Here is a 22,175-nt window from a genome sequence, read left to right on the forward strand (position 1 = left end):
CCTCAATCATCGAAGTTCTCGACGGCAATGCGTGTGCCGCGCAGGAAGGCGTCGGCGACGAGCTTAAGCGGCTGTGTATCGACCTCGCTGCGGCCGCCGCGGATTAGCGACGCGAAGCGTACGTAAAGGCCAGGATATTCCTCGTCCTCGTTGGAATCAGTGCCCTCGGGCAGCGTCAGCACAGCGCCGCCCTCGGCTAGCTTCAGCGTGCCGGCATCGGTCTCGACCGTGATGTCCCAGCTTTGCGGGCCAGTCTGGCGCCAATCAAGATCCATCGTGATCGGTGCGCCGGTGGTGTCGCGGAAAGTCAGATCTGCCGCGATCGGTGCCGCGCGGTTGGCCGGCGAGGACAAGGTCGCGTTGGTCAGGAAAAATGCGTTGGGCAGGATGTCGGTCGCGATCGACAGCGCGTTGATCCCTGGATCAAACACGCCGAGCCCGCCCGGCTCCCAGATCCACGCCTGGCCCGGATGCCAGACGCGCACGTCCTCGCGCCACACGATCGATACTGAGTCGATGCGGCGAGCGGCCAGCCACGCACGCGCCGGCGCTACGCCCGCGGCGAAGCGCGAATGCCAGCCGGCGAACAACGTGGCGCCGCTCTTTGTTGCCTGCTGTTCAAGCACCGCGACCTCGGTCAGGGTCGCGCCGGGAGGTTTTTCCAGAAACACGTGCACGCCGCGCTCAAGGGCGAGCGTAGCGAGATCGTAGCGTACCTGCGGCGGTGTGCAGAGCGCCACAGCATCAATCGCTGGGCCGTCGTCGAACAGCGACTGCAAGGTCTTGTGCCACGCGATGCCGGGCATTTCGGGATTTCGCGAGCTGACAACCGCCGTCAGCACGAAATCATCGTTGCGCGTGATCGAGGGCACATGCTGGTCGGCGGCGATCTTGCCCATGCCGACGATGGCGACGCGGATGGGTCCCTCGCTCACAGCGCTTGAGCCACGATCGATGTCGGCCGGTCCTTGCCAAGCGGGTTGCGCAGCGGCAGCGTGAACGGTGCCGCTTCGATCTCGAACACGTCGCCTTCCTGCGTCTTCACGCCGTCCGAGAAGGATAAGGTGGCCGTACCGAAGAAGTGGACGTGCACGTCGCCCGGGCGGCGAAACAAGGCATATTTGAAGTGATGCGCTTCCAGATTGGCGATGGTGTGCGACATGTTCGCCTCGCCCGACAGGAACGGCTTTTCCCACAACAATGCGCCGTCGCGGTAGATCCTGCTCGTGCCGCCGATATGCTCGGGAGGGGTGCCGACCAGCAGTTCTGGCCCGAGTGCCGCCGGGCGCAGCTTGGAATGCGCCAGCCACAGATAGTTATGCCGCTCGGTAACATGATCGCTGAATTCGTTGGCCAGGCACAGGCCGAGACGGAACGGCGTGCCGTCTGGGCCGATCAGGTAGATGCCGGCCAGTTCCGGCTCCTCGCTGCCATCCTGTCCGAAGGGCGGAGATACGAGCGGTTGTCCCGGCCCGATCAGACCCGAGCCATCGCCCTTGAAGAACCATTCCGGCTGCTGCCCGACCTCGCCCGCGGCAGGCTTGCCGCCCGCCACGCCTTCGAGGAACATGCGCATCGAATCCGTCTGCGTCTCGGCTGCGGCGGCATCGCGGTGCATCTTGTCGCGCCCCTCGGCGGAACCGAGATGCGTGAGACCGGTGCCGGTCATGATCAAGTGCGCGGGGTCGGCATGGTCGATCGGCGCCAGGAGACGCCCCGCCGCCAGTTCGGCAGCGAGATCGACGCTCGCACCGGTTCCGCATGCGGCCACGGCGGCGGCAAGATCGCTGCCGTCGGCGATCGCCCTGGCGGCAAGCGCGCGGACACTGTCCACGCCATTCACGAACGTCGCATTATCCGCGGTAGCGGCGATCACCGACCGCGTGCCGTCGTCGGCACGGTGCTGCAGCAGGCGCAAGCTCATCAATCTCTCTCCTTGGGAATAACGCCGCCGTTGCGGTCGCCGGATGTCACGTTATTGAACGGCGACTCCGTCGACCAAGCGAGGTGCCACGGTATCGTCGCGCAGCACCGTCGGCAGCAGTTCGGGCGCCAGGTTCTGATACGAAACCGGCCGCAGGAAACGATCGATCGCCAGGCTGCCGACCGAGGTCGTGCGCCCGTCGGAGGTCGCCGGGAACGGGCCACCATGCACCATGGCATGCGACACTTCGACGCCCGTCGGCCAGCCGTTGGCGAGGATGCGTCCCGCCTTACGCTCGAGCAGCGGGATCAGCCGCGACGCCGCATCGCTATCGCCGGCATCCATCTGGATCGTGGCGGTCAGCTGCCCCTCGGCTTCGCGCAGCACGGCATGAAGCTCGTCCTCGCTCGTGCAGCGCACCAGCAAGGACGCCGCGCCGAACACTTCGTGCCCCAGTTCCTTGTCCGACAGGAACTGCGCCGCGCTCGTTTCGAAGAACGCCGCCTGCCCCTGCGTGACACCCTCGCCCAGCTTGCCCTGCGCGACCGTCCTGACGTCGTCATGCGCGCGCAGCGCTGCAACGCCCTGTTCGTACGCCGCATGGATGCCACCGGTCAGCATCGTCGCCGCCGACGCCTCGCAAAGCGCCGTCCCGGCAGCGGCCACGAACGCGTCGAGCCCCTCACCCTCGATCGCCAGCACGAGGCCCGGATTGGTGCAGAACTGCCCCGCGCCCATCGTCAACGAGCCCACGAATGCCGTACCGAGTGCCCCGCCACGCGCCTTCAGCGCGTCGGGCAATAATACGACGGGATTGACGCTCGACATCTCGGCATAGACCGGGATCGGCACGGCCCGCGCTTGGGCGAGCTTGACCAACGCCAGCCCCCCGCCGCGCGATCCGGTAAATCCAACTGCCGCGATGCGCGGATCCTGCACCAGTGCGCTGCCGAGTTCGTTACCGGGCCCGACCAGATGCGAGAACACGCCAGTGGGCAACCCGCATGCCGCGATGGCCGCATCTATCGCGCCCGCGACCATTGCCCCCGTTGCGGGATGCGCAGGATGGCCCTTGACCACGACGGTGCAGCCCGCGGCCAAAGCGGAGGCGGTGTCTCCGCCCGCAGTCGAGAAAGCGAGCGGGAAGTTGCTCGCGCCGAACACCGCGACCGGTCCGAGTGGGATCATGCGCACACGGAGATCAGGCCGCGGCAGCGGCGCGCGATCGGGCAGCGCCGGATCGATCCGAACGCCCATCCAGCCGCCGCGCCGCACGACATCGGCGAACATCTTCAATTGTCCGACGGTGCGGCCCCGCTCGCCTTCGAGACGAGCGCGGGGCAAACCGCTCTCGCGCATCGCTGTGACGATCAGGTCGTCGCCGAGTGCGACGATCTCCGCGCCGATCCGCTCGAGAAAGACGGCGCGTGCCTCGTTATCGATGGCACGATAGGCATCGAATGCGCTTTCCGCCGCTGCACAGGCAGCATCGACGTCGGCAAGGCCGTGGACGGGAAGCGGTGCACCGACGGGCTGCCCGCTCTGCGCATCGATCGATCTGAAATCGGTCGCCTGCGGCGCCCGATCGAGTTGTTGCGTGTCAGCCATGTTCCGCTCCTATTACTCGGACATATAGGTGCGCCATTAGTTTGGCAACGTTTGTGTTTCACGATCAACGCACCGCTGATAGGTCGTTCGCAGGAGCACGTTATCTATGATCAAGACAACAGCTGAGGCTGACGATCCGCTCGCAACTTTGGCAGACGAGCTGATAGCGCTGCCTCTGGGGCCGCGGGTCGGAAAGGGTACCGGGCGACGGCTGCACGGCGCGATCGCGCACAAGCTCGGTGTCGCGATTCTGTCGGCGGAATATGCACCGGGCGACATATTGCCGGGTGAAGTGGCCTTTGCCGGAACGCTTGGCGTATCGCGCAGTGCATACCGGGAGGCAGTTCAGGTGCTGACCGCGAAAGGACTGGTCGAGAGCCGGCCCAAGGCAGGCACCCGCGTGCTGCCACGCAATCGCTGGAACCTGCTGGACCCTGACGTGCTCGCCTGGGCGTTCGCCGGCGAGCCGGACATCAACTTCGTGCGCGGCCTGTTCGAGCTGCGCGGGATCGTTGAGCCCGCTGCAGCGGCATTTGCCGCCGAGCGGCGCGACCGAGCGGATCTTAAAGTGATGAAAGACTGTCTCGCCGGCATGCGTCGCCATACGCTAGCGACCGAGGCGGGGCGCGCCGCGGATCGGGAGTTTCACGATGCCGTGTTGCACGCGACGCGCAACGATGCGCTGGTCGTGCTGAGCGCCAGCATTGGTGCCGCGGTCAGCTGGACGACGCAGTTCAAGCAGCGCGCTCGTAACCTTCCACGCAACCCGATTCCCGACCACGTGCGTGTCTACGATGCGATCGCTGCGGCCGACGCACCTGGCGCGAGCGCCGCGATGCGGACCCTGGTCGATCTGGCGCTAGAGGATACGAAGTTGGCGATGGAGCGCTGATGCACGCTCCATCGATCGGTGCGGCTCAACGCGCGACGCTTTGCTCGGGAATTACAGCCGTCACCTTGGAGCCCCACAGCGCGTAGAACAGCACATAGAGCTCGCACGCCGCGGTCAGGAAAAAGGAGGCTTGCAGGCCATAGGTATCGGCCAGCCACCCCTGGACCAGCACAAGGGCACCGCCCGCGATCGCCATGATCAGCAATCCCGATCCTTCCTCCGTCAGCGGCCCCAGCCCTTTGATGCCTAGGGTGAAGATCGTCGGAAACATGATCGAGTGGAACAGGCCTACGGAGATCAGTGCCCACATCGCGACGTGGCCGGTGGTGGTCGCGGCGATGAGCATCACGATCGTCGCACCGATGCTGGCAAAGGCGAGCGCGTGGCCGGCATCGACCTTCTGCATGACGAACGCGCCGACCAGCCGGCCGACCATCATCCCGCCCCACAGCAGGAACAGATAGTTCGACGCCTGTTGGTGCGTGAGGTTGCCGATATCCGGCTGCGAGACGAAATTGATGAACAGGTTGCCGACGCCGATCTCGGCGATCAGGTAGATGAAGATCGCCGGGATCCCGAACACCAGGTTGCGATGCTTCCACAGCGAATGGCCCTGGCGGTCTTCCTTGGCCGAACGCTGCGTCGCAGCACCCATGGCGGGTAGCGGAAACCGTGCGATGACGACCGCGAGCACTGCCAGCACGATGGCGACGATCACGTATGGCAGCACCACCGATTGCGCATCGGCCAGCCGCTCGGCCGGGGTGAGCGCCGCCGCGCCGGCGGCCGCGGTGCCCGATGTGGTCCGCCCGAGGATGAGATAGCCGCCGAACAACGGCGCAAGCGTGGCGCCGGCCGAATTGAACGCCTGCACCAGGTTCAACCGCGAGGAGGCGGTTTCCGGCTTGCCGACCACCGCGACATAGGGGTTGGCGGCGACCTGCAGCAGCGTGATGCCGCTGGCGATGACGAACAGCGCGAACAGGGTCAGCTCATAGGATGGCAGCCGCGCCGAAGGCACCATGATCAACGCGCCAACGGCCATCAGCGCCAGGCCGTAGACCATCGATTTCTGGTACCCGACGCGCTCGATCAGCTTGGCCGACGGGATCGAGGCGAAGAAATAGGCGATGAACCAGACGGATTCGATCAGCGTGGTCTGCGTATAACTGAGGTCGAACACGCTGCGCAGGTGCGGCAGCAGCGTGCCGTTGATGACGGTGATGAAGCCCCACATGAAGAACAGGCTGGCGAGCAGCGTCAGCGCCGCGCGGTAGCTTTGCGCAGGCCCGGCAGACGCTGATTGTCCCACAGGGATCTGCATTGGTCCGGCCATCGTCGCCCTCATCCTCTAGCTGTCAGGCTGCAGCAAAAGCCAGGCCGCTGCTTGCCCTGATTTATCTTGTCTGACTATATACGGTGCCAAGATGCGTCAACGTGGTCGACGCAAAAACCCGCCCCTTCGCCGCTGATCTCCCGGAACCCATACATGACCGATCCCGTCACCAACGCCCCCAAGCTGCGCAGCCGCGCCTGGTTCGACAATCCCGCCAATGTCGACATGACCGCTCTGTATCTCGAGCGGTACCTGAACTTTGGCCTCAGCCTGGAGGAATTGCGCTCGGGCAAGCCGATCATCGGCATCGCACAGACCGGCAGCGATCTGTCGCCGTGCAACCGCCATCACCTCGTGCTGGCCGAGCGGCTGCGCGACGGCATTCGCGAGATGGGCGGCATTCCGCTGGAGTTTCCGGTCCACCCGATCCAGGAAACCGGCAAGCGCCCGACCGCCGGGCTCGATCGCAACCTCGCCTATCTTGCCTTGGTCGAAGTGCTGTATGGCTATCCGCTCGACGGCGTCGTTCTCACCATCGGCTGCGACAAGACCACGCCGGCGTGCCTGATGGCGGCTGCCACGGTGAACATCCCGGCGATCGCGCTGTCGGTCGGCCCGATGCTCAATGGCTGGCACAAGGGCGAGCGCACCGGCTCCGGCACGATCGTGTGGAAGGCGCGCGAGCTGCTCGCCACCGGCGCGATCGACGACGAGGGCTTCATCAAGCTCGTCGCTTCGTCCGCCCCGTCGACCGGCTATTGCAACACGATGGGCACGGCGACGACGATGAACTCGCTGGCCGAAGCGCTCGGCATGCAGCTGCCCGGCTCGGCGGCGATCCCGGCGCCGTATCGCGATCGCCAGGAAGTCGCCTATTTCACCGGCCGCCGCATCGTCGAGATGGTCGCCGAGGATCTGAAACCTTCCGACATCATGACGCGCGACGCGTTCCTGAACGCCATCGTGGTCAATTCGGCGATCGGCGGCTCGACCAACGCACCGATCCATTTGGCCGCGATCGCGCGTCATATCGGCGCCGATCTGGCGCTCGATGACTGGCAGACGCATGGCCACAAGGTGCCGCTGATGGTCAACCTGCAGCCCGCGGGCGAATATCTCGGCGAAGATTTCTATCATGCCGGCGGCGTGCCCGCGGTGGTCGCCGAACTGATGAAGCAGGGCCTGATCCACGAGGATGCGATCACCGCCAACGGCAAGACGATCGGCGACAATTGCCGCGATGCCACGATCGAGGACGCCAAGGTCATCCGCCCGTTCGCCACGCCGCTCAAGGAAGAAGCCGGGTTCATCGTGCTCCGCGGCAATCTGTTCGATTCCGCGATCATGAAGACCAGCGTGATCAGCCCGGAATTCCGCGCTCGCTATCTGTCCAACCCGCAAGATCCCGAAGCGTTCGAAGGCCCGGCGGTGGTGTTCGATGGCCCGGAAGATTATCATCACCGCATCGACGATCCGTCGCTCGGTATCACCGACAGCCACTTGCTTTTCATGCGCGGTGCGGGGCCGATCGGCTATCCGGGTGCGGCCGAAGTCGTCAACATGCGCGCACCGGCCTATCTGATCCGCGAAGGCGTGCACGCCCTCCCCTGCATCGGCGATGGTCGCCAGTCGGGCACGAGCGGCAGCCCCTCGATCCTCAACGCCTCGCCCGAAGCGGCGGCGATGGGGGGCCTCGCCTTGCTCAAGACGGGTGACCGCGTGCGCATCGATCTCAACAAGGGGTCGGCCGACGTGTTGATCGACGATGCCGAACTAGCCGAGCGCCGCCGCGTGCTGGTCGAAGCGGGCGGCTATGCCTATCCCGCCTCGCAGACGCCGTGGCAGGAAATCCAGCGTGCCACCGTCGGCCAGCTGCAGACCGGCGCGATCCTGGAAGGCGCGGAAAAGTACCAGCGCATCGCGCAGACCAAGGGGCTACCGCGCGATAACCACTAGCAATGGATCGGTCACGGTCGGTGTCACGTGACCAGTTCACCACCGCTGAAATAGGCAACATGGATAAGATGGAAGCGCTGCGTACCTTTGTGCATGGCTGTGGGCAAACGCTGTCGGTCCACAGCGTGTCGGCGCGGGTGACTGCGCCGCATGCACGTCAGCGCCGCTACAATGCGGAATGGATGACGGAGGCTTCAAAGTCTCATCGCACTGATACTTTTCGCATCAAAGCGCATTTGCTGCGGCCGACACCTTGAAGGCTGCCATGTGTTTCACTTGCTTGCTGGCAATCCAAAGTAGCCCGCTGCCCAGACCAGAAGATACCGAGGTCTGGACTCCGCAGCCGCCGGTCGTGCCGCCGGGGCCTTTTGTGCCCTCTCCGCCACCAGCAGGAGCCATCGTGCTGTTCGACGGCACGGATCTCTCCAACTGGGTTTCGACGCGCGACCGCACGCCCGCGCGTTGGTTGGTGCAGGACGGCGTCCTTACTGTCGCAAAGGGCAGCGGCAATATCGAGACGCGGCGGCGCTTCGGTAGCTATCAATTTCATCTCGAATGGCGGATACCGCAGCACATCGCGGGCGATGGGCAGGCGCGTGGCAATAGCGGCGTCTTCCTGGCATCAACCGGTGATGGCGATCTCGGTTATGAACTCCAGATCCTCGACAGCTATCGTCATCGCACATACGCGAACGGACAAGCCGGCAGCATTTACAAACAATATGCACCCTTAGCGAACCCCGCACGGCGGCCGGGCGAGTGGCAGAGTTACGATATCGTTTGGCAGGCGCCGACTTTCGGGCTGGGCGCAATGGTATCGCGACCCGCAACGGTTACCGTGTTCATGAACGGAGTGTTGGTCCAGGACCAGCGGGTGCTGAAAGGCGCCACGGTCTATGTCGGCGAACCGCATTACACCGCACATGGCCGCGCGCCGATCAAGCTCCAGGATCATGGCGATCCGAGCGCGCCGATCAGTTTCCGCAACATCTGGGTACGGGACCTCGACAGCTAAAGCTGACTCTTGCCGTGAGGCAGGTAACAGGATCGCCTGCATCCTACGGGCGAACTCGGCTCTCACCTCTGGCTTTGCGCGGGTTTAATTCACCTCCTGCACGAGCCTCGTAGAGCGCAAATCAAACGCGCCGATCAGCGCACCAAGCTGTTCTTATCAATAAAAACGGGAACCGGTGAGCGTGCCAGCGTACAGGTCAAGTCATCGGCCAATCAGCGCATGCTGGACGAGTGCGCAGCCACATTTGCCGCTGGCGGTGTTGGCAACCTGCTTTATTTTGTCTGCCACACCGCAACGACCGCCCTTTCAATGCCAGTAGGAAGCAGTGTGCGCTTGCTCACCGGCACCGAACTCTCATACGCGGCCGTCCGGCACGGGATGACCGACTGGCTGCTGCTACGAGCCGCCTGAGTAGGTCAACTCTACGCAGATTACCTGATGACGATGAGACTGCCTGCGCGACGCGTACAATACGCCCCCGATACCTCTCGTTCTCGCTCACCAGGAGCTGGTGAAGAACCGGGCGGATGAACCGGTCGACCTTCTCGGAGGTGATCGCCTGCTTAACCCGTAGAGAGATCCAGGCCGACTGACTTTGCGGATTGGGAACTCATAGCGGGACAGTCGCCGGGCCGCCAAGCTGCTGCATCACGAGGCGCCGTCTCCCGGCTGCCATCCCTCTCTCGCGAGCTCGAAGCCCGAGAACTCGAACGCCGGAACGACGACGCAGGAGACCAGGCACCACCCACCCACGGCTTCGGCAGACTGCCAATCGCCGGGCGAAATGACGTGCTGAACCTCATCTCCGGCCATCACGTCAGGCCCAAGACGATGCTCGGCCGCCCCCTTGCCCCTCTCGGATGGGGCGGTGAAGAGGCGTAGCGCCGCACCCGCGTGATAAAGCCAGATCTCCGTTGCATCGACCCGATGCCAACGCGAGCGTTCGCCGGCATCCAGCAGAAAAAGGATAGCGGTGCCTGTACCGCGCTCGCCCTCGTTGTTGCCATGCCCTCGCCAGGTCTCTTTGTACCAGCCTCCTTCGGGATGAGGTTCCAGACCCAGCCGTTCCACTACCGCGCGCGCCGAGACACCAAGCTGTATTCCAATCTTTATCATGGCTTTCTCATACTCTGGCGCCCAGTTGCTCCTGCCACTTGCGCGGGATGATCCAGAGCGCATAACGCGGCATGTTGACCGACGATGTCATACGAATTCTATGCGGTAACCTACCCTTCCAGCAGCCCTAATGGATGGCCGGAAGTCAGCGCGGGGCAGTCACGTGACAGACGGCCTTTGCCGCTGGGCATGGAAACCGTCGTCGAGCTGGGGTGTCCCATCCCAAATTCACGCGATCGAATCGGGACGACGGGTCCTGATTAACTGTGTTCCGGAAGGTTGAGGCCAAGTTCGACAAGCCACCAAGCTCAGTTGTCTGGGTTGTCTGACATCCTGTTTCCGATGGTGTCGGAAGATGCAGTCGAGATCGTCCCGATTGCTCGGGGTGCGCGAGAGAGCCAGCTAAGGAGGCCTGCAGCTCATCCCACGTGATGCTGTCCTCATGGCCGTTGATGCTCCACGTCAGAATCGCCGGCATCCCGTCGTATGCACATGATACATCATCCAGACCGTGGCAGATTCCGTTGCGGACTCCCAGGTGCTCTTGAAGTTGGGCACGAAGGACCTTGGCTGCGGACACCCGCAAACAAGCTGGCTGCTGCTTCGCGATCACCGACTGCTCCCACGCATTCAGAACGGCAGCGATGCCGTGCGCCGACTTTGGGATAACACCGCCAATGGCGCGAGCGACCTCTTCGCGCGCCGTTCGCTCGATCCTGGACCAGAGCAGTAAGAGGGACTTTGGTGCGCCACTGATTTGCTCGAAGGTTACATCCAAACTATTGGTCCCCAACTTGGCAGTCCATTGAAGAACCAGTGCATCAATACGGCAACGTCAACAATCTAACGTAAGCCGACGGCGGGCACCACCGCGACGAAAACTCAGTGTCCGACAGTCGCGACCCAAATCCGGCCATTCGTTCATGTCTACAATCATCACGGTCCGCAGATTTGAGAACCTCTAGCGGGGTGATCCGACATGTGGATTAGCAGCAGTACCGTTCGGCAGAACGGCGTCTGCCATGACTAGGCCGGCGGACCGGCTGATTTGATCGATGGAGCAAAGGCCACCTCCAAACCCTCTTACCACCGAGGGTGGGATGCCTGCAGCCAGTGCGTTCACCGGCCTACAAACGAAAAAAGGCGATCGCTCTCGCGACCGCCTTCTTTCCCGGGTCAAGCGCTGGTCAGGTGGCGATATTCGAAGTCACCGGCTTGGCAGTTACGTCGAAACGGTCCGCATCCATGACCTTCACCCAAGCCTTGACGAAGTCCTTGACGAACTTTTCCTCGTTCCCGTTTTCAGCATAAACCTCGGCCGTCGCCCGCAGCTGCGAGTTCGAGCCGAAGACCAGGTCAGTACGGGTGGCGCGCCATTTCTCGCCCTTGCCGCCGCGGTCATGCCCGATGAACTCCTCGTCGCTCGACTCGTCGACCAGCTGCCAGAAGGTCTCGTTGTCCAGCAGGTTGACGAAGAAGTCGTTGGTCAGCTGACCCTTGCGATCGGTCAACACGCCCTCGGCCTTGTCGCCATAGTTTGCGCCCAGCACGCGAAGCCCGCCGAGCAGCACCGTCATCTCGGGAGCCGAGAGGCCGAGCAGCGAAGCCTTGTCGAGCAGCAGCTCCTCGGTCTTCACGGTCTGCCGCGTCCTCAGATAGTTACGGAAGCCATCAGCCTGCGGCTCCATCCATGCGAAGCTCTCGACCTCGGTCCAGTCCTGAGTCGCGTCACCGCGACCGCCGGTGAAGGGCACCTTGATCTCGAAGCCGGCATCCTTTGCCGCCTTCTCGATCGCTACCGAGCCTGCAAGAACGATCGCGTCGGCAAGCGACAGCCCGCCGCGAAGCTCATTGAGCTTGGCAAGCACTGTCGCAAGCTCTGCGGGCTCGTTGATCGCCCAGTTCTTCTGAGGCTCCAGCGCGATACGCGCGCCGTTGGCACCACCGCGATGGTCGGACTTACGGTAGGTCGAGGCAGACGCCCAGGCGGTCTTGACGAGCTGACCGACGCTGAGCCCGGAGGCCAGCACCTTTTCACGGAACGACGTGACATCGGCATCGCTGGGTGCGGTGCCTTCAGGCACCGGATCCTGCCAGATGAGCGTCTCTTCCGGCACTTCTGGCCCGAGGTAACGGACCTTGGGGCCCATGTCGCGGTGGGTCAGCTTGAACCAGGCCCGCGCAAACGCGTCGTCCAGAGCTGCCTGATCGTCGCGGAAGCGTTCGGAAATTGCGCGGAACTCGGGATCCATCTTCAGCGCCATGTCGGCCGTCGTCATGATCGTCGGCACGCGCTTGCTGGGATCACGCGCGTCAGGCGCCATGTCTTCCCATTCCTGGTTGATCGGCGTCCATTGCTTCGCACCCGCGGGGCTTTCCGTCAGCTCATACTCATACTTGAACAGCAGGCGGAAATAGTCGCCGGTCCACTTCGTCGGGTTGTTCGACCACGCACCCTCGATGCCCGAGGTGGTGATATGGCCCTTGCCGATCTCCTCGCTGTCCGTGAGCCAGCCGAGCCCCTGCATGTGGACGGCTTCCGACGCGGGTTCCTTGCCGAAATTCTCGGCAGGCTTGGCCCCGTGAGTCTTGCCGAAGGCGTGGCCACCGGCCGTGAGCGCGACGGTCTCCTCCGAGTTCATCGCCATGCGCGAGAACGTCGCGCGCATGTCACGCGCCGAACCGAGCGGATCGGGATTGCCGCCAGGGCCTTCGGGATTGACGTAGATGAGGCCCATCGAGTCGGCGGCCAGCGGCCCCTCGAGTTCGAGCTGCTCGTCCGGGCGGATCCGCGACTTGTGCTCCGCGTGCCCGATCCACTGCTCCTCGGCGCCCCAATAGGTATCGCCCTCGGACTGATAGACGTCCTTGCGGCCGCCGGCGAAGCCGAAGACCGGGCCGCCCATGCTCTCGATGGCGACGTTGCCGGCCAGAATGAACAGGTCGGCCCAGCTGATGTGCTTTCCGTACTTCTGCTTGAGCGGCCACAGCAGGCGCCGTGCCTTGTCGAGGTTCCCGTTGTCCGGCCAGCTGTTGAGCGGTTCGAAGCGCTGCTGGCCCGACGACGAGCCACCACGCCCGTCGGTGACGCGGTACGTGCCCGCAGCATGCCAGGCCATGCGGATCATAAAGGGACCGTAGTGACCATAGTCCGCCGGCCACCAAGGCTTGCTGTCGGTCATCAGCGCGGTGAGATCGGCCTTCAGCGCGGCGTAGTCGAGCGTCTTGAACGCCTCGGCATAGTCGTAATCCTCGCCCATCGGGTCGGGCGACACCCCATGCTGGTGCAGGATTTCGACCGGCAGAACGTCGGGCCACCAATCCTTGTTGCTGCGGCCGAGCAGCGAGCGAGCAGTGCCCGCACCGCCGCCTTTTCCGCCCATCGGGCAGCGCGCGCTGGGATCTTCATCGGCCATTTTCTTGCTCCTCTTGTGCAATCCACCCTGTCTAAAAGGATCACCAGATTTAGCCAATGAATAGAAACAATCTCCGCTATCGCTTTAGTCGATGAAGCGCATCGGCCGCTCAGACAATTGTCGTATCTGCTCACGTCGCATGAGCATGCCCATTTCGGTCGGGCCTCACGCGGGCACGCTGCACGCGTCCGCTGGGATGGACGACTGTTTCGCCGTGGCAGCGAGATGCGCGGGCTCGCGCCGAGTGGCTGCGACACTGGCACGATCAAAGGATCGGCCGGCCGGCATTGACGCGACCCACATCTTCCGGACTATGCTGAAGGATGATGAGGTCGGCCCGATGATCTACTGCGACTTCCTGCCGCATGCCTTTGCCGCGGGTACGTTCGTCTCCGCACGCCCTGCGAGGGTCGTCGGCCATGGCCTGGAAGCGCTTCAAACTGCGTCAGAAGCCGTGAAGGGTGTCCTATACGCAGCCAAGGTCGTCGTTACCCTGTCCCGAACAGCGATCAGCCCGTTTGTAGCGGCCGCAGTCCGAGGTCGCCCACACTCTCCCGATTGGGGATAGATGAAACGACGAGAAAGTGAAGTGACTGCTTGACTAAGTGGGTTGCCGAAATTAGTGAAGCTTACACTTCACCATAGGAGAGTTGCCATGACCACGAGTGCTATCGCTCACGCCAGCTTCACAGTGAGCCGTGTCATCGCTGCGCCACCAGCGCGTGTGTTCGAAGCCTTCGCGGATTCCGACATGAAGCGCCGCTGGTACGCCGAGGGGGACCAACATGATGTCGAGGAATTTGCGAGCGATCTGCGCGAAGGAGCCACCGAGCGACTGCGTTATCGGTTCCGGGACGGCACACCCTTCGCAGGCATGAGTATCGCCAACACTGACACCGTCCTCAACATTGTCCCGAATGAGCGCATCGTGTGGGCGTCGAAAATGACGTTCGGCAGTGCAGATATCTCAGCTGCGTTAATCACAGCTGAGTTGCTCGCCGCCGCAGGAGGCACGGAACTGGTGCTCACATTCCAAGGCGCCTTCTTCGAAGGCGCTGACGGGCCGCAGATCCGGGAGATGGGCTGGCAGACGCAACTCGACAAGCTGGTCACCACGGTCTCATAGCAAACCATGGCTGCCCCCAAAGACATGCCGGACGCGGGACCGATATTGCACGCCTTGGGCGATGCGACGCGGCGGCAAATTGTGGAGGCGCTGGGGCGAGGCCCGTTGTCTGTCTCGGCCTTGGCCGAGCCTTTCAACATGTCATTGACGGCGATCGTACAGCACCTGCGCGTGCTTGAGGATTGCGGATTGATCACCACAGAGAAGATCGGGCGCGTCCGAACCTGCCAGCTACGAATGGGTGGATTGGACGCGCTGGCAACATGGATCGACCAACGTCGGCCAGAGTGGCACCGCCGTATCGACCGCCTTGCGACACTATTTGGTGACGAGATCAGCTGAACTTCGGTGAAGCATTCTGACTCTGTCTGTCTGCTTCCGGCGCCGGAGAGTCGACTGCCCACGGGTCTGACGGTGGCAAGTCTGCAGAAGGCCCCATCTTCTCATCGCCGGACGACCAAGCAACATCCTGCCTCGACAACTCGTTGTTCCCCCTTTTCGCCGACAAGGACCAGCCCGCCGCCTTCAGGACGGCTGCCTTGTGCGGAACGCTCATGCCGATGTTCGGGCGGTGCCGTCCCACTTCCTCTCATGCGATGCCGGCGCCTTCGCATCGGCGCTGCCGGTGCCAGGCAGCGCCTGTTCGCACGCCACCAACAGACGGCCGCGGCCAACAAGCCATTCTTCATTGCGTCATCGATCGTCCCCAGGTCGCGGACCAGCGGCAGCCTCCGCCGGGACCATGGCGAGACGTCGCCGTCGTCCAGACTGTGGAAGGGCGGGATCCGCCGCGGGTTACTTATCGCATGGTCACAAGGTTGTGGGAGACCTGCCGGTCGCCTTTGCTTTCACGCATGGTCTCATCCCCTGAGGGCGGCGCGTCACCGATGGCCTTGGTGACCGGATGGCCGATACTCGCGACTAGACGAGCGCGGATGCCTTTAGGCCGGCTGACCCTGAACATACGCGCCCGCCACCCGGTCGCCAAGGAGCAACCGGCGATCTTTCGACGTTCGAATCGGAAAGTTCCGACGCCTCGGCCTACCGAGGGTCGGGCTCAAGCATGTTACGCTGCTCGCCCACGTCAGCGTCAGCGCCATCTGCCAGGCGAGCGGCCTCCCTGCATGTCTGCCGTCCGCGCGGCGTCCGAGATGAACGGCTATGGCCGTCAGCACGGGCAAGGGGGACCGACGGGGTCGATCCGACCGGGCTTGGAGCCTAAGTGCCTCGCGATTGTTTGGCGACAGACCGTCCGCGGCTTCTCGCGGCGCGACATTGCTGGAAAGTAGCCGTCCATGGAAGCCGCAGACGTTTTTACCAAGCTGGACGTCCAGCTCAGGCCTGATCCGTCGCGGACGGTCATCCGTCCGTTCAGCTTCGGCTATCCTACCGCTTTCTCGGTAAACCGCACGCCTCGGGCGCAGGTCGTGGCGGACCGCCTCCGCGCCCTCGACGATGACATGCGCCGGCGCATGAGGGAACTTCTGCTCACGCCCATGCGCGAGCGCCACCGCAACGTCGAACAGGTGCTGATCCGCCGCTTCGAAGAGGTGCGCGACCAGATTGGCCCCGGGGACCTCGAGCGGGACGACCAGCTGCTGGTCGGTGCCTACTTCAGCCAGGAATATGCATTCGAGTCAGCAGCGTTGTTCAACCCGAGCATCGTGGCGCTTCCCCCGGAGGAGCAAGGCGATGACCAGAGCATCCGCTTCGTCGTGTCGCTTCGCGGTATTGGCGAAGGCCATGTCTCATCCATAACGTTCCGCACCGGGACGTGGGGTCCGGAGGACCGGGTGATCGTGGATGCGCCAAGCCCGGAAGGTGTCCCACCCTGCATCGAGCGTCATCATGACGAGTGGGTTCGTCTGGTCTGCGAGGACAGCCAGGACGTGTCCGAGACAGTGATCTTCCCGGTGCTGCCCAGCCAGCGGCAGGGCGTCGAGGATCTGCGCCTCGTCAACTTCACCGATCACGACGGCGTGCGCAGCATCATCGGCACCTACACCGCCTTCGACGGGCATGAAGCCCGGCAGGAGCTGCTGCGCGGCGTCGATCTGCGCACGGTGGAGATGCGGCCGATGACCGGCGCCATGACCGGCTACAAGGGCATGGCGCTGTTCCCGCGTCGTATCGGGGGACAGTTCGTGATGCTCGGTCGCCAGGACAGCGAGAGCATCTGGCTGCTCCGCTCCGACGATCTGCACGTCTGGGAGGCCGGCCAGCCGATCATGGCTCCGAAATATCCCTGGGAGTTCGTTCAGCTCGGGAACTGCGGCTCGCCAGTCGAGATCGACGAGGGCTGGCTGGTCTTCACGCACGGCGTTGGGATGGTGCGAGGCTACTGCATCGGGGCGTGCCTGCTTGATAAAGAGGATCCGTCGCGCGTGCTTGCGCGGACTGCTTCCCCGTTGCTGTTTCCAAGTGCCGAACAGCGCGGGGGCTACGTGCCCAACGTGACCTACAGCTGCGGCGCGCTGCTCCACGACCGACGCGTGCTGCTGCCTTACGCGATCGGTGACGAATATACCGCCTTTGCGGTGGGATCGGTCGACGACCTGCTGGCGGTGATGGTGCCTGCGTGACCTCTATGCGACAGCATCCATCTCTTACTCGTAACCGATGACGATTACCTTTTGCTCTGGGAAATATCCGGGTGGCGAGCGGGAGGTTGAGATCGAGTGACCCGGCTCATGCGAAGCGCTTGCGTGAGGAGGACGTGGCCGAGGGTAGATGACTCAGCGCCTTCCTTGTTCCGGCCGCTGAGCGACAACGATCTCGTCCCTAGCTGGCCGGGACCGGCCTTCGCAGCGGCGAGGCACTTGGGCGGAAGCTCTCCAATGCCTACGGAACGGCTAGCCAGCCGAACGCGGCCCGGTGCTGTCTCGGGGAATAAGCGTGTAGGTCATCTTCTCGGAGAACGAATTGGCGGGCAGGTGCGTGTAGCTTGGGTCGACCAGGATATCGACCGCGGCCGAAGCCATCTCCCTGTTCGGCTGCTGCACCGTCGTAAGTTGCGGCCACGCCATCCTGGAGATCGGCGCGTTGTCGAACCCTGCGACGGACAGATCTCCAGGTACGGCTATGTTCATGCGCAGGGCGCTGATCAGGACACCGAGCGCAAGCTCGTCATTGGCGGCGAAGATCGCGGAGGGTCGGTTCGGCAGGTTCAGGAGGGCTTCTCCGGCCGCAAGTCCAGCTCGGAAGGTGAAATCGCCCTCGTAGATCCAACCCTCGCGAATTTCGTAGCCTTTGCGCGTCATCGCCTCCCGAAATCCTGCAAGACGCTTTCTTGCGGCGCCATGACTGCGAATGCCCTCGACAAAGGCGATATTCCGGTGCCCGAGACCGATGAGGAAGTCGGTCATGTCGACGGCGGCAGCAAAATCGTCGATCGTCACCATAGCGGCGGGAACGGTGTCCGAGCCGGGTGCAATCCTGACGAAGGGGACCTGCCGATGGATGAGCAGCGCCGTCAGTTCGCTCCAGTCACAAAGCGGCGGCGTCAGGACCACGCCCGCCGGGCGGAGCGACGCGATCGTAGCGTCGACCTCCGCCAGCCAGTCGGGCATGGCGCGATCGATCCGTTCCACCACAAGATGATGGCCGTGATGCCGGCAGCGCTCGATCGCACCGAGCTGCACGTCGGCCGCATAGCCTGAGGCGGGGTCGTCGAACAGAAGCGCGATGAGGAACGAGCGCGAACTCGAAAGACCGCGTGCATGCTCGTTAGGTCTATAACCGAGCTCCGCCACCACCTTCATGACGGCGTCGCGGACGGCAGGCCGGACGTGCGCCTCGCCGTTGATGACCCTCGATACCGTCTTCGGCGAGACCCCGGCCAAGGCTGCCACATCCTTGATCGTGATGACGCTCATGCTGGGTTCCCGACGTGAAGAGGCATGGTTCTTTGCCGCAGCCAGGCGAACAGTATGATCACCACATAGCAGGACGCCGGCAGGAGAAGCGAGGGAGTCAACCCGAATGCATCCGCTGCGACACCGGTCGCGAATGGGACGATCGCCCCGCCGACCACGGCCATGCACAGCACCATCGACGCATAGGGCGCGGTGGACATGTCGTCGGGTAGCGAGAGCGCGAAGATGACCGGGTACATCGTCGCGTTGCACAGGCCCACCGCGAGCAGCGCGATCGCGCCGACCGGCCCCGTAGCCGCCACCGATACCAGGACGAGCAACGTCGCGGCAGCGGCGGCGGCGAGCAGCAGTCGCGCCGGCGATCTGCCGACGAGCAAGCGGGCGCCGACGAAGCGGCCGATCATCGCCCCCGCCCAATACAGGCTCACCAACTGGCCGGCTTCGACAGGGGACAAGGCGAGGACCGTCGGCAATGTCAGGTACTCGACCAGCAGCGTCCCGATGGTCACCTCGGCGCCGACGTAGCAGAAGATCGCAGCCGAGCCCGCCAGCAGCCTGCGGTTGGAGAGGATGTCGGATAGGCGAGCGGCTGACGCTCGACGCGGTCGGCCGATGGATCGAAGCAGGTTGCGCCGCGATATGAAGGCGATGGCCAGCACCGCCGTTGCCGTTGCGGTCCCGACGAATGGCAAAGCCGCCCACAGGCTGCTGGTCGACGTGCTTGCCGACTGCAGCAGGAAGCGTGCGCCGACGAGCGGGGCAAGCACCGTGCCCAGCGAATTGAACCCCTGTAGCATGGTCATCCTCGGAACTGCCCTCGCCATGGGTTCGACCACGGGCACGACGATGTTCCCGGCGATCTGCAGGAACGTGACGCCGCTGGCCAGAACCAGCAGCGCGAGCAGCACGCCGGCATAGTGCAGGGTGGATGTCGCCACCGCTAGCGCAAGTCCGCTCGCGGCCATCAGCGAGAGGCCGGCCGCGATCCCGCGCATATATCCCGCCCTGACGAGAATGGCGGTGATCGGAAGCGCGAACAGGAGGTAGCTGGAATGGAACGCCAACTGCACCATCAGCGCGTGCGTGTGGCTCAGCCCCAAGAGCAGGCGCAGGCGTGGCACCAGCAGGCCCACCAGCGCATTGGTGAAACCCCCGATGAAGTAGATGCCGACGCAGAGCCGGAAGAGGCTGGTGGCGCTCCGGTCGTCCAGAACGTCTCGGTGGTGACCCATGGAGCGTGATCGTAGCGGGCTGATGCTTTTGCGCAACACGACTACGGAAAATCTGACCTTGCGGTCGAAACCCGCGTTGACATCGATGTCAAGAAATCGTTGAGGGCGCCCAGGCCCGCTCAAAGCAGGCATTCCTTAGGGGAGAAGACATGACCACGAAGTACGGCTTCGCCGCGAGCACCGCGCTTGCCGCCACCCTCTTTCTGCTGGCGACGCCGGCCTACGCGCAGTTGGACCAGCAGACCGCCGCTCCCGATCCGACGCCGAACAGCGCCCAGGCAGCCGAGCAGACCAACAGCCAGCCAGCTGCCGATTCCAATGCGATCCAGGACATCGTCGTGACCGCCACGCGGCGCGAGACGAACCTGCAGAAGACCCCGATCGCGGTATCCGCGTTCAGCCAAGCGGCGCTCGATCGCCAGCAGGTCCGGGACGTCACCGACCTCGCTCGCTTCGTGCCCTCGCTCCAGTTCAACCAGCAGGGCGACCAGTCGGCCGTGCTGCTGACGCTGCGCGGCATCGGCAACGATAGCGCCTATACCGAGGTCGCCGATCCCGAGGTCGCCGTCTACGTCGATGGCGTCTACTCTCCCCGCGCCCAGGGTGCGACGATCCTGCTTTACGACCTCGAACGCGCCGAGGTGCTGCGTGGGCCGCAGGGCACGCTGTTCGGGCGCAACGCTACGGTTGGCGCCTTCAGCCTGATCACCGCCAAGCCAACGCTCGACAAGTTCTACGGCAACGTCGAGGCGGTCGTCGGCAACTATGACCGGGTCGGTACCCGTGGCACGCTCAACCTGCCAGTATCCGACACGCTCGGCTTCCGCGTCGCGTTCGCGACCGAGCGCAACGACGGCTATGCCGACTATCAGCAGGCGCCCAACATCCCCGGCATCAACCGTTCGGCATTCGTCACCGGCGGTAAGAAATACTATGCCCGCGACCAATATTCGGGCCGCGTGTCGATGCTGTTCCGCCCATCGGACAATTTCCGCTGGAACCTGTCGGCCGAGGGCTTCCTCGACAAGGGTGCGCCGGTCATCAGCCTGCTGCAGACGCCGCGGGCTGGCACCGATCGCTGGTCGGTGCTCGCCGACACGGCACCCGACACCGACCGTTACTCGGTCGCGGTTCGCTCGACGATGGACTATGACTTCAGCGACAGCGCGCAGCTCAGCTACATCGCCGGCTTCTCGCGCATCGGCGGCAGCACGCAGGCGGACGCCGATGCGGGGGCGCTGCCCCCGACCGGCACCGGCGACGGGCTTGGCAACGCAGAGTTCCAGGGTGCTTTTGGCGAGAACCGGACGATCGACTCCCGCTACGACTTCACCAGCCACGAGCTGCAGCTGAAGTCCACCGGCGACAACAGCCTCGACTGGATCCTGGGCGCCTATTACAGCCACGAGGTCAACTCGATCCGCTTCGACATCGATCAGCGCAACGGCTACCGCGACGGCACGTTCTCCTGGGCTGGCAGCTTCATCCAGGCCCATCGCCAGATCGATTCCGCCGCGGGCTTCGCGCAGGCGACATACCATCTCACCGATGCGGTCCGCCTGACGGGCGGCGTGCGCTACACGCACGATTGGAAGAAGGACGAGGGCGGCCGCAACGTGACCTTCGCCGGCACCGGCTGCACGCCGGCGCAGCAGTTGCCGGGCGGCGCCTGTACCCAAGGCATTTTCGGTGCTTATCCCGGCGCGACGGCTGCGGAGTTGGTGGCTCTCCTGCCAGGCTTCGCAATCTCGAATAACGACGTGAAGGGCGACTGGGGCAAGTTCACGTATCTGGCACGGGTCGACGCCGACCTTGCGCAGGACGTGCTCGGCTATGCGAGCATCAGCTCGGGGTTCAAGTCGGGCAACATCCAGGACAATGCCCAGCTGACCGATCCCGAGACGATCACCAACTACGAGGCCGGCTTCAAGTCGCGCTTCTTCGATCGCCGGCTGACCCTGAACATGTCCGCCTATTATTCGGACTTTAAGGGTTACCAGGTGAACCAGGCGGTCACCTTCCGCGACGCGGCAGGCAATGTCACGTCCAGCCAGATCGTCACGCAGAACGCCAAGGGCGCGAAGTCCTACGGTCTCGAGGCGGAACTGGTAGCTAACGTGACATCCAACGATCGCGTGCAGATCGCTGCGGCGTTGCAGCGCACGAAGCTCGACGAACTGCAGAGCGTCGATGGTCGCCTGTACAATTCGTCGCTGGCCGGATCGATCGTCGAACTGAAGGGCAATGAGCTGGCGCATGCGCCACGCTTCTCGGGCACGTTCACCTACGAGCACGACTTCAAGTTTGGCAACGGCGCGAGCATCACGCCGCGCGTCACGACGCACGTCGAGACCAGCAGCTGGCTCAGCTACTTCAACGGCGACAGCAATCCGTTCCTGAACGCGGCTGCCACTGGCCAGGTGCGTGGCATCTATGGGACCAACTGGGACCGCCAGAAAGCCTATACGCGCACCGATCTCGCACTGCGCTACTCGCCGCCGACGGACAGCTTCGTGATCGAAGCCTTCCTGCTGAATGTCGAGAACCATGACATCCGCACCAGTGCCGGTGCCCAAGGCGCACCGCGCTACGCGCCGGTGTTCCTCTCCAACTATCAGAATCCACGGACGTGGGGCCTCCGCGTGAAGGCGTCGTTCTGACAACCCTTCGATAGGATCC

The 22,175-nt window shown here is 63.9% G+C and carries 16 protein-coding genes; 8 read left to right on the plus strand and 8 right to left on the minus strand.

The features are described from left to right. Window positions 1-2 precede the first annotated feature (2 nt). Genes NV382_RS11310 through NV382_RS11320 form a run of 3 tightly spaced genes read right to left on the minus strand, consistent with a single transcriptional unit; the run spans window position 3 to window position 3,532 of the window. Complete coding sequence (locus NV382_RS11310; RefSeq protein WP_260600390.1) at window positions 3-899, minus strand: Gfo/Idh/MocA family protein; 897 nt, start codon at window positions 897-899, stop codon at window positions 3-5. A gap of 32 nt (window positions 900-931) precedes the next feature. Further along, a complete protein-coding gene (araD1, locus tag NV382_RS11315) occupies window positions 932-1,924 on the minus strand; it encodes an AraD1 family protein (protein ID WP_260596853.1) in 993 nt (330 codons plus the stop codon). A 51-nt stretch (window positions 1,925-1,975) separates the two neighbouring features. Then, a complete protein-coding gene (locus tag NV382_RS11320; protein WP_260596854.1) occupies window positions 1,976-3,532 on the minus strand; it encodes an aldehyde dehydrogenase (NADP(+)) in 1,557 nt (518 codons plus the stop codon). Window positions 3,533-3,638: 106 nt separating this feature from the next. Between NV382_RS11320 and NV382_RS11325 the strand changes: the two genes are divergently transcribed. After that, window positions 3,639-4,424 (plus strand): FadR/GntR family transcriptional regulator, encoded by a 786-nt coding sequence (locus NV382_RS11325; RefSeq protein WP_260596855.1) that lies wholly within the window; start codon window positions 3,639-3,641, stop codon window positions 4,422-4,424. Between the two features lie 25 nt (window positions 4,425-4,449). Here the strand turns inward: NV382_RS11325 and NV382_RS11330 are convergent, their stop codons facing one another. After that, entirely contained in the window at window positions 4,450-5,760 is a 1,311-nt protein-coding gene (locus NV382_RS11330; RefSeq protein ID WP_418066683.1) for a sugar MFS transporter, read from the minus strand. Between the two features lie 153 nt (window positions 5,761-5,913). Here NV382_RS11330 and NV382_RS11335 point away from each other — a divergent pair, with 153 nt between their 5' ends. From NV382_RS11335 to NV382_RS11345, 3 genes are read left to right on the plus strand one after another with little or no spacing between them, the layout of a single operon-like run. Beyond that, window positions 5,914-7,716, plus strand: a complete 1,803-nt coding sequence (locus NV382_RS11335; protein ID WP_260596857.1) for an IlvD/Edd family dehydratase — start codon at window positions 5,914-5,916, stop codon at window positions 7,714-7,716. Window positions 7,717-7,736: 20 nt separating this feature from the next. Then, a complete protein-coding gene (locus NV382_RS11340; RefSeq protein ID WP_260596858.1) occupies window positions 7,737-7,973 on the plus strand; it encodes a hypothetical protein in 237 nt (78 codons plus the stop codon). Then, window positions 7,970-8,731, plus strand: coding sequence for a 3-keto-disaccharide hydrolase (locus NV382_RS11345; protein ID WP_260596859.1), 762 nt, complete (start codon window positions 7,970-7,972; stop codon window positions 8,729-8,731). Before NV382_RS11340 ends, NV382_RS11345 begins: the two co-directional genes overlap by 4 nt. A gap of 648 nt (window positions 8,732-9,379) precedes the next feature. Here the strand turns inward: NV382_RS11345 and NV382_RS11350 are convergent. Then, window positions 9,380-9,847, minus strand: a complete 468-nt coding sequence (locus tag NV382_RS11350; RefSeq protein WP_260596860.1) for a cupin domain-containing protein — start codon at window positions 9,845-9,847, stop codon at window positions 9,380-9,382. A 1,187-nt stretch (window positions 9,848-11,034) separates the two neighbouring features. Beyond that, window positions 11,035-13,263 (minus strand): catalase/peroxidase HPI, encoded by a 2,229-nt coding sequence (katG, locus tag NV382_RS11355; RefSeq protein WP_418066684.1) that lies wholly within the window; start codon window positions 13,261-13,263, stop codon window positions 11,035-11,037. 655 nt (window positions 13,264-13,918) lie between these two features. Between katG and NV382_RS11360 the strand changes: the two genes are divergently transcribed. The 3 genes from NV382_RS11360 (at window position 13,919) to NV382_RS11370 (ending at window position 16,971) form a co-directional block, all read left to right on the plus strand. After that, the gene (locus NV382_RS11360) at window positions 13,919-14,389 is read left to right on the plus strand and encodes an SRPBCC domain-containing protein (RefSeq protein WP_260596861.1); all 471 of its coding nucleotides are present in this window, start codon (window positions 13,919-13,921) and stop codon (window positions 14,387-14,389) included. A 6-nt stretch (window positions 14,390-14,395) separates the two neighbouring features. Then, window positions 14,396-14,731, plus strand: coding sequence for an ArsR/SmtB family transcription factor (locus NV382_RS11365; protein WP_260596862.1), 336 nt, complete (start codon window positions 14,396-14,398; stop codon window positions 14,729-14,731). A 953-nt stretch (window positions 14,732-15,684) separates the two neighbouring features. Then, complete coding sequence (locus NV382_RS11370) at window positions 15,685-16,971, plus strand: glycoside hydrolase family 130 protein (protein ID WP_260596863.1); 1,287 nt, start codon at window positions 15,685-15,687, stop codon at window positions 16,969-16,971. A 270-nt stretch (window positions 16,972-17,241) separates the two neighbouring features. Here the strand turns inward: NV382_RS11370 and NV382_RS11375 are convergent, their stop codons facing one another. Further along, window positions 17,242-18,264: a LacI family DNA-binding transcriptional regulator gene (locus tag NV382_RS11375; RefSeq protein WP_260596864.1), complete on the minus strand. Its 1,023-nt coding sequence runs from the start codon at window positions 18,262-18,264 to the stop codon at window positions 17,242-17,244. Continuing rightward, window positions 18,261-19,619: an MFS transporter gene (locus tag NV382_RS11380; RefSeq protein WP_260596865.1), complete on the minus strand. Its 1,359-nt coding sequence runs from the start codon at window positions 19,617-19,619 to the stop codon at window positions 18,261-18,263. The genes NV382_RS11375 and NV382_RS11380 overlap by 4 nt, the downstream gene beginning before the upstream one ends. 26 nt (window positions 19,620-19,645) lie before the next feature. Between NV382_RS11380 and NV382_RS11385 the strand changes: the two genes are divergently transcribed. Beyond that, complete coding sequence (locus tag NV382_RS11385) at window positions 19,646-22,156, plus strand: TonB-dependent receptor (RefSeq protein ID WP_260596866.1); 2,511 nt, start codon at window positions 19,646-19,648, stop codon at window positions 22,154-22,156. The last annotated feature ends 19 nt before the right edge of the window (window positions 22,157-22,175 follow it).

This window comes from Sphingomonas endolithica, from assembly GCF_025231525.1.
Lineage (GTDB): Bacteria > Pseudomonadota > Alphaproteobacteria > Sphingomonadales > Sphingomonadaceae > Sphingomonas > Sphingomonas endolithica.